Origin of the sequence: Streptomyces sp. NPDC059582 (assembly GCF_042735715.1) — a bacterium.
GTDB lineage: Bacteria > Actinomycetota > Actinomycetes > Streptomycetales > Streptomycetaceae > Streptomyces.
This window is the reverse complement of record NZ_JBHWCC010000075.1, coordinates 24,503-36,793: the sequence shown is the minus strand read 5'-3', so window position 1 is coordinate 36,793 and position 12,291 is coordinate 24,503. Positions and strand designations below refer to the sequence as shown.

Below are 12,291 nucleotides of genomic sequence, written 5' to 3'. Positions count from 1 at the left end.
TTGCGGGTCGCGGTCATGGGCTGTGTGGTGAACGGTCCGGGCGAGGCGCGGGAGGCCGACCTGGGTGTCGCCTCGGGCAACGGCAAGGGGCAGATCTTCGTCAAGGGCGAGGTCATCAAGACCGTTCCCGAGTCGAAGATCGTCGAGACCCTGATCGAAGAGGCCATGAAGCTCGCCGAGCAGATGGAGGCGGACGGCATCGCCTCGGGCGAGCCGTCGGTGTCGGTGGCGGGCTGACGGGACGCGGCGGCGGGGGCGAGCCGAGGCCGGCTCGCCTTTCGCTAGCGGAGCACGGGGTGAGACCGACTCCTCGTGTTCCGTGAGCCCGAGTGCGGCGAAGCACGGAGGGGCAGCCCGGTCCCCCGGACCCCTTCGGGACCGGCGGTCCGGAGCCCCGGCGAGGACCGGCGGCCCCGGCAGCCCGGTCCTCCTGGATTCCCCTGATCCCCGGCAGCACTTAGCTCCTCACGGAGGGGGCAGCCCTCGGCGGCCCCGCCGCCCCGGGCCGCCGTCACCTGCTCCGGCCTGCTCCGGCACCCCATCAGGCGGCGCGCCACATTTTCGGCAGGTACAGTGCGGAGATCAGCAGACCCCAGTGTGAGGCCCCGCGCTTGTTGACCCAGACCACCTCCCGGGTCCTCGAACCGAGCGACCTGGACGCCGCCCTCGCCGTCCTCGACCGCGACCCCGTCACGAACGCCTTCGTGACGTCCCGGGTGCAGGTCGCGGGCCTCGACCCCTGGCGTCTCGGCGGCGAGATGTGGGGCTGGTACGAGGACGGCATGCTGACGTCCCTCTGCTACGCGGGCGCCAACCTCGTCCCCATCTGCGCCACCCCCCGGGCCGTACGGGCCTTCGCGGACCGGGCGCGCCGGGGCGGCCGCCGTTGCTCCTCGATCGTCGGCCCCGCCGAGGCCACCGCGCAGCTGTGGCGGCTGCTCGAACCCAGCTGGGGTCCGGCCCGCGAGGTCCGCGGCCACCAGCCGCTCATGGTCACCGACCGCATGCCCGACTCCGTCGCCCCGGACCCCTACGTCCGTCGCATCCGCAAGGACGAGATGGAGACGATCATGCCGGCCTGCGTGGCGATGTTCACCGAGGAGGTCGGCGTCTCCCCGATGGCCGGCGACGGCGGCCTCCTCTACCAGGCCCGCGTCGCCGAACTCGTCGGCTCCGGTCGCTCCTTCGCCCGCCTCGACGAACAGGGCCGGGTCGCCTTCAAGGCGGAGATCGGCGCGGCCACGTCCCGGGCGTGCCAGATCCAGGGTGTGTGGGTGGCCCCCGAGTACCGGGGCAAGGGCCTCGCGGCCCCCGGCATGGCGGCGGTGCTGCGGTACGCGCTGGCCGACGTGGCCCCGGTCGTGAGCCTGTACGTCAACGACTTCAACACCCCGGCCAGGCGGACCTACCTGAAGGTGGGCTTCCAGGAGGTCGGCGCGTTCATGAGCGTACTGTTCTAGCCGCACTTCAGAGTGCTGTTCTGAGCCTCGTACGAGCCCTGTAGTCTCCCCGGCATGCTGCGCATCCCCGGTCACGGACACCACAACCCCGACGACGTCGTGATCGGCCCGCTCGACCTGCCGGCCCGTGTCGACGACGCGCTCGCCGTCCAGGCCGTCGCCTTCGGACTCGGTGCCGACGAGGTCGCCGTGCGGCGCCAGATCGTGCTGCGGCACATGGCCTACCCGGGCGCCCGGGCCCTCGGTGCCACCACCGCCGACGGTCGGCTCGCCGGCTTCGTCTACGGCATGCCCAACGACCGTAGCCACTGGTGGTCCACCGTGGTGGAGCCGTATCTGCGCGCCCAGGGCCATGACTTCTGGCTCGACCAGTCGTTCGTGATCACCGAGCTGCACGTCCACCCGCGCTACCAGAACCGCGGTATCGGCCGCTCCCTGATCACCACGATCACCGACGGCGCCGCCGAGCCCCGCTCGATCCTCTCCGCGATCGACACCGACAGCCCGGCCCGCGGCCTCTACCACTCCCTCGGCTACGAGGACCTGGCCCGTCAGGTCCTCTTCCCCAGTGCCCCGAAGCCGTACGCGGTGATGGGAGCCCCTCTGCCACTGCGCCGCCGTACCGGGCCCTAGGGTCCGCCCGGCCGATCGCGGCGCGGACGCGGGGCCGGCCGGTCCTTAACCGATTTCCACCGGGATGGACCGCCCGGATAACCTCCTGCCATCACCCTCCCCGACTGGAGGGACCCCCAGCAGCAGGAGTACGAGAATGGCGAACGCACCGGTCCAGCGCATGTCGAATCTGATGGCGAAGACGTTGCGCGACGACCCGGCGGACGCCGAGGTCCTCAGCCACAAGCTTCTCGTCCGCGCCGGCTACGTCCGCCGCACGGCCGCCGGCGTGTGGACCTGGCTGCCGCTCGGCAAGCGGGTCCTCGCCAACGTCGAGCGGATCGTCCGTGAGGAGATGGACGCGATCGGCGCACAGGAGGTGCTGCTCCCCGCCCTGCTGCCGCGGGAGCCGTACGACGCGACCGGCCGCTGGGACGAGTACGGCCCGGAGCTGTTCCGCCTCCAGGACCGCAGGGGCGGCGACTACCTCCTCGGCCCCACCCACGAGGAGATCTTCACGCTGATCGTGAAGGACCAGGCGTCCTCCTACAAGGATCTGCCGGTCATCCTCTACCAGATCCAGACCAAGTTCCGTGACGAGGCCCGTCCCCGCGCGGGCATCCTGCGCGGCCGCGAGTTCCTGATGAAGGACTCCTACTCCTTCGACCTGGAGGACGAGGGCCTCGCCCACTCGTACGCCCTGCACCGCCAGGCCTACCAGCGGATCTTCGAGCGTCTCGGCCTCGACTACCGCATCTGCGCCGCGACCGCGGGTGCGATGGGCGGCTCCAAGTCGGAGGAGTTCCTCGCCCCGGCCGCCGCCGGCGAGGACACCTTCGCCGACTGCCCGAACTGTGACTTCGCGGCCAACACCGAGGCGATCAGCTACGAGCTCCAGCCCGTCGACGGCTCCGCCGTGCCGGCCGCCGAGGAGATCCCGACGCCCGACACCCCGACCATCGAGACCCTCGCCGCCTCCCTCGGCGTCCCGGCCTCGGCCACCCTGAAGAACCTTCTGGTCAAGGTCGGCGGCGAGATCGTGGCCATCGGCGTCCCCGGTGACCGCGAGGTCGACATGGGCAAGGTCGAGGCGCACTTCGCCCCCGCCGCCGTCGAGCTGGTCACCGCCGACGACTTCGCGGACCGCGCCGACCTGGTCCGCGGTTATGTCGGCCCGCAGGGCCTGGAGAAGGTCACCTACATCGCCGACCCGCGGGTGGCTCCGGGCACGGCGTGGATCACGGGCGCCAACAAGGAGCACACGCACGCGAAGAACGTCGTCGCGGGCCGTGACTTCGAGGTCGGCGAGTACGTCGACGTCGTGGTCGTGCAGGAGGGCGACCCCTGCCCGAAGTGCGGCACCGGGCTCAAGCTCGACCGCGCCATCGAGATCGGCCACATCTTCCAGCTGGGCCGCAAGTACGCCGACGCCCTCAAGCTCGACGTCCTCGGCCAGCAGGGCAAGCCGGTCCGGGTGACCATGGGCTCCTACGGCGTCGGCGTCTCCCGCGCGGTCGCCGCGCTCGCCGAGCAGACCGCCGACGAGCAGGGCCTGTGCTGGCCCAGGGAGGTCGCCCCGGCCGACGTGCATGTCGTCGCCGCCGGCAAGGCCCTCCAGACCGAACTGGCTCTCGACGTCGCCGAGAAGCTGGCCTCCGCCGGTCTGCGCGTCCTGGTCGACGACCGGGCCGGGGTCTCCCCGGGCGTGAAGTTCACGGACGCCGAGCTCATCGGCGTACCGAAGATCCTGGTGGCGGGCCGCCGCTCCGCCGAGGGCGTCCTGGAGCTGAAGGACCGCAAGACCGGTGAGCGCGAGGAGCTGACGGTCGACGAGGCGATCGCCCGCCTCGCGGACTGACGCCACCTTCGGGGACTTCTGCGCGGTACGTGAACACCGCACAGAAGCTCCTGCCGGTTTTGGCCGTGGTCCCGGCCGGGCTACGGCCACGGCCGGGATCCCGGCCGGGCGAATGCCATGATCCCGTCCGGGTCACAGCGGGGACTCTCCGGCCGGACGACAACCCGATTCCTCGGGCGGACTGCTACCGGAGTCCCGTCCGTACCGCAGCCGGAGTCCTGGCCGGGCCACAACCTGAGTCCGGGGCGGGCCACAACCTGAGTCCGGGGCGGGCCACAACCTGAGTCCGGGGCGGGCCACAACCTGAGTCCGGGCCGGGCCACAACCTGAGTCCGGGGCGGGCCACAACCTGAGTCCCGGCGGGGCTACAGCCAGCCCGCGAACTCCAGCAGCAGTTCCGCGTCCTGGGGGCGGCCGACGCGTCGGGCGCGGACGCCGGACTCCACCGCACGGAACAGGGTCCAGCCCCGCAGTCGCTCCTGGTCCACCTCCAGCGACTCGGCGAGCCGCTTCACGCGCCGCCGGGTGATCGACGCCCCGGAGGGCGAGGCGATCAGGTCCTCCACCCGGTCGCGGACCAGTCGCGCCAGGTCGAACGCGCACTCGCCGACCACCGGGTCGGGCCCCACGGCCAGCCACGGCAGCCGGTCCCCGGCCAGCACCTTGCTCTGCCGGAACGTGCCGTGCAGCAGGCGGTGCTCGGGGGGCGCCTTCAGCAGCTCCTCGCGGGCCGCGAGGGCCACCTCGACGAGCGGGGCCACCTCGGGATCGGCCGCGGCGCTCGCCCGCATCGCCTCGGCCTGCCGTCCGGTCCGCTCGGCCACCGTCTCGAAGACGGGAGCGGCGTCGTCGGCGGGCGGCGCCACCCACAGCCGGCGCAGCGTGCCCGCCGCCTCCAGCAGGGCCTTCGCCTCGGGCAGCGAGCGCACCGACACATCCGGGTGCAGCCGCTCCAGCAGCAGCACGCCCTCGGTGGTGACATCGTCGAGGAGCTGTACGGCGCCCAGGCCGCCCCAGTGCGCGAGCGCGGCCCGCTCGCTCATCGGGCGGGACCGGCGCGGGATCAGCTTCAGCACGGCCGGCGTCCCGTCGGGCCGCCGTACCAGGACCACCAGACTGCTCCGGCCGCCCGGCACCTGTACCCGTTCCACGGTCAACTCGCGCAGGGCGACGGCCTGTCGGACCGCTTCGGGCAGCCTCTCCAGCCAGTCGTCACCCTCCGGTGCCGTCTCGCCGAGCGCCCGCACCAGACGCTGCGGCGGTTCGAAAGCCATGCGCGAGTCGTTCCCTTCCTCTCCGGGTCAAGCCGTCGGCGTCGCCGAGGCCGAGGCCGGGGCGGGGGTCACGGCCGAATCCGTGCCCGAGCCCGCGGCCGCGCCCGTGCCCGCCCACTCGGCGAGACCAGGGAAGGCTACGCTCCCGCCGCGCCAGCGCACCGCCCGGACCGCCGCCTCGCGCAGCGCTCCGGCCGCCTCGCCGCGCCGTTCGGCGCCGCTCGCGCGCACCAGGTCGGAATAGACACCGGCCACGCGATCCTCCAGTTCGGCGGCGAGCCGGACGGCCGCGGCCGAGTCCGCCACCGGGAACGGCAGTGCGTACGCGGCACTCGCCGCGATGGGCTCGCCGCCCAGGTCGCGCACCTCGCGCACCAGCGCGTCGCGTCGTGCCCGGTGCGCGTCGTACCCGGCCCGCGCCTCCGAGCGCCGCCCCTCGCCGATCAGGCCGCCGACGACGCCGTACCCGTACACGGCCGCGTGCTCGGCCGCCAGTACGGCCTGCAACGCCTCCAGCTCCGGCTTCTCCGCCCCGCTCACTTGGCACCCTCCGTCAGCAGATACGTGTGTGCCGCCCCGGCCGCCGCCACCGAGGCCAGCAGCCTGGCCAGTTCGCCCGGCAGGTCCAGCAGTGCCTTCGCCCGCTGGTCCGCGAGCGTCCGCTCGGCGGTGGCGAGCCAGGCGAGAGCGTCCTTCTCGGTTCCCACGCCGGCCGGGGACGAGGCGGCCGACGACGGGGCCCCGGCCGGCCCCGGCGACGCCGAGAGCGACGACGCGGACGCCGAGTTGGACGACGTGAAAGCCGAAGACGCCGAGGACGCCGAGGACGAGTGAGTCGAGGGAGACGCGGTCGTCCGGTCGCTCTCGAACGCCTGCACGTGCCGCAGGGCCTCCGCCCGCAGCGGCCCCAGCCGCTCCACCAGCCCCGGATGTGCGGCGATCACCACGTCGTATTGTTCAACGATCCCCTTGCTTTCCTGGGCCGCACGCGCGCGTGCCCGCTCGGCGACCGACGGGCTGCTGCCCGAGCTCTCCTCGGTGTCCTCGCCGGCGGTGGAGCAGCCCACGAGCAGGGCGACCCCGGCGGCGGAGGTGAGCAGGGATCTTCTGCGCGTCCCCGAGGGGGTGCGCGACGGCGGGGGGTACGGCACGGCAGACGTCCTCGGGGGGCTCGTACGAACACACGGACGGGGAAGGCGGCCCCGCCGGTGATCACGGTACCCGCGCGTCCCCCCGGCATCACTCATCGGCACCGCCCGTGCGCAGGTGGACGGCAACACACCCTGCGACCGGATACCCTTTGACCAGACACGCGCCCCATCCCACAACAGCACACGCGGCCGAGGAGTCACCCGGATGAGCACGACCCAGAGCGAGAGGCTGCGGGAACTACTGGAACCGCTCGTCACCTCCCAGGGCCTGGATCTCGAAGAGATCGCCGTGGACTCCGTAGGGCGAAAGCGGGTGCTGAGCGTCGTCGTCGACTCCGACACCGGAGCGGACCTGGACCAGATCGCCGATGTGAGCCGCGCGCTCTCGGCGAAGCTCGACGAGACGGACGCGATGGGCGAGGGCGAATACACCCTCGAGGTCGGAACCCCGGGTGCGGAGCGCGCCCTCACCGAGTACCGCCACTACGTGCGTGCCCTGGACCGGCTGGTGAAGTTCCAGCTGGCCGGGGGCGACGAGCTGACCGCCCGGATCCTGGAGGTCGACGACGCGGGTCTCGACGTCGAGGTGCCGGGAGTGAAGGGCCGCAAGGCCACCTCCCGCAGGCTCGCCTTCGACGACATCGCCAAGGCCCGGGTCCAGGTCGAGTTCAGCCGCAAGGACAGCAAGGACGACAAGGACATGAAGGAAGAGGAGGAGGCGTAGCCGTGGACATCGACATGAGTGCCCTGCGGGGCTTGGTGCGGGAGAAGGAGATCTCTTTCGGCCTGCTGGTCGAAGCGATCGAGTCGGCCCTCCTCATCGCCTACCACCGCACCGAGGGAAGCCGCCGTCACGCGCGCGTGGAGCTCAACCGGGAGACCGGACATGTGACCGTGTGGGCGAAGGAGGACCCCGAGGACCTCGAGGAGGGCCAGGAGCCCCGCGAGTTCGACGACACCCCGTCCGGCTTCGGCCGGATCGCCGCCACCACCGCCAAGCAGGTGATCCTCCAGCGTCTGCGCGACGCCGAGGACGACGCGACGCTCGGCGAGTACGCCGGCCGTGAGGGCGACATCGTCACCGGTGTGGTGCAGCAGGGCCGCGACCCGAAGAACGTGCTCGTGGACATCGGCAAGCTCGAGGCGATCCTGCCGGTGCAGGAGCAGGTGCCGGGCGAGACGTACACGCACGGCCTGCGGCTGCGGTCGTACGTCGTCCGGGTGGCGAAGGGGGTGCGCGGTCCGTCCGTGACCCTCTCCCGTACGCACCCCAATCTGGTGAAGAAGCTCTTCGCGCTCGAGGTGCCGGAGATCGCCGACGGGTCCGTCGAGATCGCCGCCATCGCGCGCGAGGCGGGTCACCGCACCAAGATCGCCGTCAGGTCCACCCGTTCGGGCCTGAACGCCAAGGGCGCTTGTATCGGCCCGATGGGCGGCCGAGTCCGCAATGTGATGGGCGAACTGAACGGCGAGAAGATCGATATCGTCGACTGGTCGGACGACCCGGCCGAGATGGTCGGCAACGCCCTGTCGCCTGCCCGCGTCACCAAGGTCGAGGTCGTGGACCTGGCGACCCGCTCCGCGCGCGTGACCGTGCCCGACTACCAGCTGTCGCTGGCGATCGGCAAGGAAGGGCAGAACGCCCGGCTCGCGGCCCGGCTCACCGGCTGGCGGATCGACATCCGACCGGACGTCGAGCAGGTGTCCGAGCGGGAGTCCCTCGGGAGTGGGGAATAGATCCAAGCCGCAGCCCGCTTGGATCACGACAACAACCGTTCGATTCTTGCCCCAAAGGGGTGAGGTCGGTGCGGGGAGGTAGACTTACCAGTGTCTGGCCGGACGCGAGACCGCGCATGCCCTGAACGCACCTGTGTGGGGTGCCGGGAGCGAGCGGCCAAGACCGATCTGCTGCGCATCGTGGCGGTCGGGGACGCATGCGTCCCCGATCCTCGCGGTACGCTGCCCGGCCGGGGTGCGTATGTACACCCCGCCCCGGTCTGTCTCGACCTGGCGATACGCCGCCGGGCGTTCCCGCGGGGGCTCCGCGTCCCGGGACCGCTCGACGTAAAGGTGTTGCGCCAGTACGTCGAACAGACAGAACGTTGCTGAGGCAGGCAACACCGTAAGAAGCGTCGCGCGGACATCCGCGCGGCCCAGGTACCCCGCGAGTTGGAAGTAGGTCGAGATTGCGATGAGCACTCGATGAGCACGCGATGAGTACGCCCATGAAGTAGCGACGGTCCGGACGCAACCCGGACCTAAAAGGAGCGAAGTGGCTAAGGTCCGGGTATACGAACTCGCCAAGGAGTTCGGTGTAGAGAGCAAGGTCGTCATGGCCAAGCTCCAGGAACTCGGTGAGTTCGTCCGATCGGCGTCTTCGACGATCGAGGCGCCCGTAGTGCGCAAACTGACAGACGCCTTCCAGGGTGGTGGCAACGGCAAGTCCGCCGGCAGGCCCGCCCCGCGCAAGGCTGCCCCCAAGCCTGGCGCGCCCTCCCCGGCGCAGACGGCACGTCCGGCCGCCCCGCGGCCGCCGGCCGCCCCGAAGCCCGCCGTGGCCCCGCAGCCCGCGGCCCCGTCGGCTCAGGCGGCTCCGTCCGCCCCGTCGACGCCGTCGGCCCCCGCGCCGGCCGCCTCCGGCTCGCGTCCGGTGCCGGGCCCCAAGCCCGCGCCGCGTCCGGCCCCGGCGGCCCCCACGACGCCGGAGTTCACCGCTCCGCCGTCGGCCCCGGCCGCTCCGGCCGCCCCCGCGGCCGCCCAGGCCTCGCGTCCGGGTGCCCGTCCGGGCCCCGGCGGCCCGAAGCCCGGCTCCCGTCAGGGTGGTCCCGGCCAGGGTCAGGGCCAGGGTCAGGGCCAGGCTCCCCGTCCGGACCGTGGCGCCTCGCGCCCCGGCGGTCAGGCCCCGCGTCCGGGCGCCCGTCCGGCCGGTCCCCGTCCGGGCAACAACCCCTTCACCTCCGGTGGCTCCACCGGCATGGCGCGTCCGCAGGCGCCGCGTCCGCAGGGCGCGCGTCCCGGCGGTCCCGGTGCCCCCGGCGCCGGTCCCCGTCCGCAGTCGCCGGGCGCCCAGGGTGGCGGTCCGCGTCCGCAGGCTCCGGGCGGTTCGCGTCCGTCGCCGTCCGGTATGCCCCGTCCGCAGGGCGGCGGTCCCCGTCCCGGTGGCGGCCCCGCGGGTCCGCGTCCCAACCCCGGCATGATGCCGCAGCGTCCCGCTGCCGGCCCGCGTCCCGGCGGTGGCCCCGGCGGTGGCCGTGGTCCCGGTGGCGGTGGCGGTCGTCCCGGTGGCGGCGGCGGCGGTCGTCCCGGTGGCGGCGGCGGCTTCGCCGGTCGTCCGGGTGGCGGCGGCGGTGGCGGCTTCGCCGGTCGTCCCGGTGCTCCCGGTGCCGGTGGTGGCGGCGGCTTCGCCGGTCGTCCCGGTGCTCCCGGTGCCGGTGGTGGCGGCGGCCGTCCTGGCTTCGGCGGTCGTCCCGGTGGTCCCGGTGGCCGTGGTGGCACGCAGGGCGCCTTCGGCCGTCCCGGCGGTCCCGCGCGTCGTGGTCGCAAGTCGAAGCGGCAGAGGCGCCAGGAGTACGAGGCCATGCAGGCCCCGTCGGTCGGCGGCGTGATGCTGCCTCGCGGCAACGGCGAGAGCATTCGCCTGTCGCGCGGTGCGTCCCTCACCGACTTCGCCGAGAAGATCAACGCCAACCCGGCGTCGCTCGTCGCGGTCATGATGAACCTCGGCGAGATGGTCACGGCCACGCAGTCCGTCTCGGACGAGACACTGCATCTCCTCGCCGGCGAGATGAACTACACGGTTCAGATCGTCAGCCCCGAGGAGGAGGACCGCGAGCTGCTCGAGTCCTTCGACATCGAGTTCGGCGAGGACGAGGGCGGCGAGGAGGACCTCGTGGTCCGTCCGCCGGTCGTCACCGTCATGGGTCACGTCGACCACGGTAAGACCCGACTGCTCGACGCCATCCGCAAGACGAACGTCATCGCGGGCGAGGCCGGCGGCATCACCCAGCACATCGGTGCCTACCAGGTCGCGACCGAGGTCAACGCCGAAGAGCGCAAGATCACCTTCATCGACACCCCGGGTCACGAGGCGTTCACCGCCATGCGTGCCCGTGGTGCCCGGTCGACGGACATCGCGATCCTCGTCGTCGCGGCCAACGACGGTGTCATGCCGCAGACGGTCGAGGCGCTCAACCACGCCAAGGCGGCCGACGTCCCGATCGTCGTCGCGGTCAACAAGATCGACGTCGAGGGTGCCGACCCGACCAAGGTGCGCGGTCAGCTGACCGAGTACGGCCTGGTGGCCGAGGAGTACGGCGGCGACACCATGTTCGTCGACATCTCCGCCAAGCAGGGTCTGCACATCGACTCCCTGCTGGAGGCCGTCGTCCTCACCGCCGACGCCTCGCTCGACCTGCGGGCCAACCCGAACCAGGACGCGCAGGGCATCGCGATCGAGTCCCGACTCGACCGCGGCCGTGGTGCCGTCTCGACGGTCCTCGTCCAGCGAGGCACCCTGCGGGTCGGCGACACGATGGTCGTGGGCGACGCCTACGGCCGTGTGCGCGCCATGCTCGACGACAACGGCAACAACGTCGCCGAGGCGGGCCCGTCGACGCCGGTCCAGGTCCTGGGCCTGACCAACGTCCCGGGTGCGGGCGACAACTTCCTCGTCGTCGACGAGGACCGTACGGCCCGCCAGATCGCGGAGAAGCGCGCCGCCCGTGAGCGCAACGCGGCCTTCGCGAAGCGCACGCGCCGCGTGTCCCTCGAGGACCTGGACAAGGTGCTCAAGGCCGGCGAGGTCCAGCAGCTGAACCTGATCATCAAGGGTGACGCTTCCGGTTCCGTCGAGGCGCTCGAGTCGTCCCTGCTCCAGCTGGATGTCGGCGAAGAGGTCGACATCCGCGTCCTGCACCGCGGTGTCGGTGCGGTCACGGAGTCGGACATCGACCTGGCGATGGGCTCCGACGCCATCGTGATCGGCTTCAACGTCCGCGCGGCCGGCCGCGCGGCGCAGATGGCCGAGCGCGAGGGTGTGGACGTCCGGTACTACTCGGTCATCTACCAGGCGATCGAGGAGATCGAGGCGGCCCTGAAGGGCATGCTGAAGCCGGAGTACGAGGAGGTCGAGCTCGGTACGGCGGAGATCCGCGAGGTCTTCAAGTCGTCCAAGCTGGGCAACATCGCCGGTGTCCTGATCCGCTCCGGCGAGGTCAAGAGGAACACCAAGGCCCGACTGGTCCGCGATGGCAAGGTGATCGCGGAGAGCCTCAACATCGAGGGTCTGCGTCGCTTCAAGGACGACGTCACCGAGATCCGCGAAGGGTTCGAGGGCGGTATCAACCTCGGCAACTTCAACGACATCAAGGTCGACGACGTCATCGCGACGTACGAGATGCGCGAGAAGCCGCGGGCGTAAGGCCGTGGCCCGAGGTGGCCGGCGGGACAGTTTCCCGCCGGCCGCCTCGGCGTGTTTCCGGCTACGGGCAGGGTGCGGCGGGGCAGAACAATCCCGTCGAGTACCCCGCCCGTTCGTTGTACCGTTCTTGATGTCCCTGTCCAGTGGATGGCGGGGCCATCGATCCCGTACCGGCGGGTGAACCGGATACACATGTACGTAGGGACTCTGTCCTTCGACCTCCTCCTCGGCGACATACGGTCACTGAAGGAGAAGCGCTCCGTCGTCCGCCCGATCGTCGCTGAACTCCAGCGGAAATACGCGGTGAGCGCCGCCGAGGTCGACCACCTGGACCTCCACCGCCGGGCCGGCATCGGCCTCGCGATGGTGTCGGGCGACGCCGCTCATCTCAGCGACGTACTGGACCGGTGCGAACGGCTGGTCGCCGGACGCCCCGAGGTGGAACTGCTGTCCGTGCGACGGCGCCTCCACGGCGAAGACGACTGACCAAGAACTTAGATCAGGAAAGAACGGGAGA

General features: G+C 71.8%; 12 protein-coding genes. 9 read left to right on the top strand and 3 right to left on the bottom strand.

The window, feature by feature from the left end; all coding sequences use genetic code 11:
* The 4 genes from ACFV0T_RS38635 to ACFV0T_RS38620 all read left to right on the top strand — a co-directional run.
* A partial coding sequence (locus ACFV0T_RS38635) for a flavodoxin-dependent (E)-4-hydroxy-3-methylbut-2-enyl-diphosphate synthase (protein WP_385789684.1) occupies positions 1–237 on the top strand: 237 nt, incomplete at its 5' end.
* Between the two features lie 374 nt (positions 238–611).
* Positions 612–1,460 carry a GNAT family N-acetyltransferase gene (locus ACFV0T_RS38630; RefSeq protein ID WP_385789682.1) on the top strand — a complete coding sequence of 283 codons (849 nt, stop codon included), beginning with the start codon at positions 612–614 and terminating at the stop codon, positions 1,458–1,460.
* 54 nt (positions 1,461–1,514) lie between these two features.
* Positions 1,515–2,093 (top strand): GNAT family N-acetyltransferase, encoded by a 579-nt coding sequence (locus ACFV0T_RS38625; RefSeq protein ID WP_385789681.1) that lies wholly within the window; start codon positions 1,515–1,517, stop codon positions 2,091–2,093.
* Positions 2,094–2,229: 136 nt separating this feature from the next.
* The gene (locus ACFV0T_RS38620; protein WP_385789679.1) at positions 2,230–3,930 is read left to right on the top strand and encodes a proline--tRNA ligase; all 1,701 of its coding nucleotides are present in this window, start codon (positions 2,230–2,232) and stop codon (positions 3,928–3,930) included.
* Positions 3,931–4,295: 365 nt separating this feature from the next.
* Here the strand turns inward: ACFV0T_RS38620 and ACFV0T_RS38615 are convergent, their stop codons facing one another.
* The 3 genes from ACFV0T_RS38615 to ACFV0T_RS38605 are packed head-to-tail and all read right to left on the bottom strand — an operon-like array spanning position 4,296 to position 6,355.
* On the bottom strand, positions 4,296–5,204 hold the full coding sequence (locus ACFV0T_RS38615; RefSeq protein ID WP_385789678.1) for an aminoglycoside phosphotransferase family protein: 909 nt from the start codon (positions 5,202–5,204) through the stop codon (positions 4,296–4,298).
* Positions 5,205–5,231: 27 nt separating this feature from the next.
* On the bottom strand, positions 5,232–5,744 hold the full coding sequence (locus ACFV0T_RS38610) for a ferritin-like domain-containing protein (RefSeq protein WP_385789677.1): 513 nt from the start codon (positions 5,742–5,744) through the stop codon (positions 5,232–5,234).
* Complete coding sequence (locus tag ACFV0T_RS38605) at positions 5,741–6,355, bottom strand: hypothetical protein (RefSeq protein ID WP_385789675.1); 615 nt, start codon at positions 6,353–6,355, stop codon at positions 5,741–5,743. The genes ACFV0T_RS38610 and ACFV0T_RS38605 overlap by 4 nt, the downstream gene beginning before the upstream one ends.
* Positions 6,356–6,560: 205 nt before the next feature.
* On the opposite strand from ACFV0T_RS38605, the gene rimP reads away from it, so the two are divergent.
* The 5 genes from rimP (at position 6,561) to ACFV0T_RS38580 (ending at position 12,260) form a co-directional block, all read left to right on the top strand.
* Entirely contained in the window at positions 6,561–7,079 is a 519-nt protein-coding gene (rimP, locus tag ACFV0T_RS38600) for a ribosome maturation factor RimP (protein ID WP_385789673.1), read from the top strand.
* Between the two features lie 2 nt (positions 7,080–7,081).
* On the top strand, positions 7,082–8,092 hold the full coding sequence (nusA, locus tag ACFV0T_RS38595) for a transcription termination factor NusA (protein ID WP_385789672.1): 1,011 nt from the start codon (positions 7,082–7,084) through the stop codon (positions 8,090–8,092).
* Positions 8,093–8,182: 90 nt separating this feature from the next.
* Complete coding sequence (locus tag ACFV0T_RS38590; protein ID WP_385789671.1) at positions 8,183–8,464, top strand: YlxR family protein; 282 nt, start codon at positions 8,183–8,185, stop codon at positions 8,462–8,464.
* 163 nt (positions 8,465–8,627) lie between these two features.
* Entirely contained in the window at positions 8,628–11,774 is a 3,147-nt protein-coding gene (gene infB / locus ACFV0T_RS38585) for a translation initiation factor IF-2 (protein ID WP_385789669.1), read from the top strand.
* A 192-nt stretch (positions 11,775–11,966) separates the two neighbouring features.
* A complete protein-coding gene (locus ACFV0T_RS38580; RefSeq protein ID WP_385789668.1) occupies positions 11,967–12,260 on the top strand; it encodes a DUF503 domain-containing protein in 294 nt (97 codons plus the stop codon).
* The last annotated feature ends 31 nt before the right edge of the window (positions 12,261–12,291 follow it).

What these genes read in the sequence shown, in the direction of transcription:
- ACFV0T_RS38625 (WP_385789681.1), top strand. Translation starts at nt 1,515, where the DNA reads ATGCTGCGCATCCCCGGTCACGGACACCACAACCCCGACGACGTCGTG.
- ACFV0T_RS38615 (WP_385789678.1), bottom strand. Translation starts at nt 5,204, where the DNA reads ATGGCTTTCGAACCGCCGCAGCGTCTGGTGCGGGCGCTCGGCGAGACG.
- ACFV0T_RS38580 (WP_385789668.1), top strand. Translation starts at nt 11,967, where the DNA reads ATGTACGTAGGGACTCTGTCCTTCGACCTCCTCCTCGGCGACATACGG.
- ACFV0T_RS38620 (WP_385789679.1), top strand. Translation starts at nt 2,230, where the DNA reads ATGGCGAACGCACCGGTCCAGCGCATGTCGAATCTGATGGCGAAGACG.
- rimP (WP_385789673.1), top strand. Translation starts at nt 6,561, where the DNA reads ATGAGCACGACCCAGAGCGAGAGGCTGCGGGAACTACTGGAACCGCTC.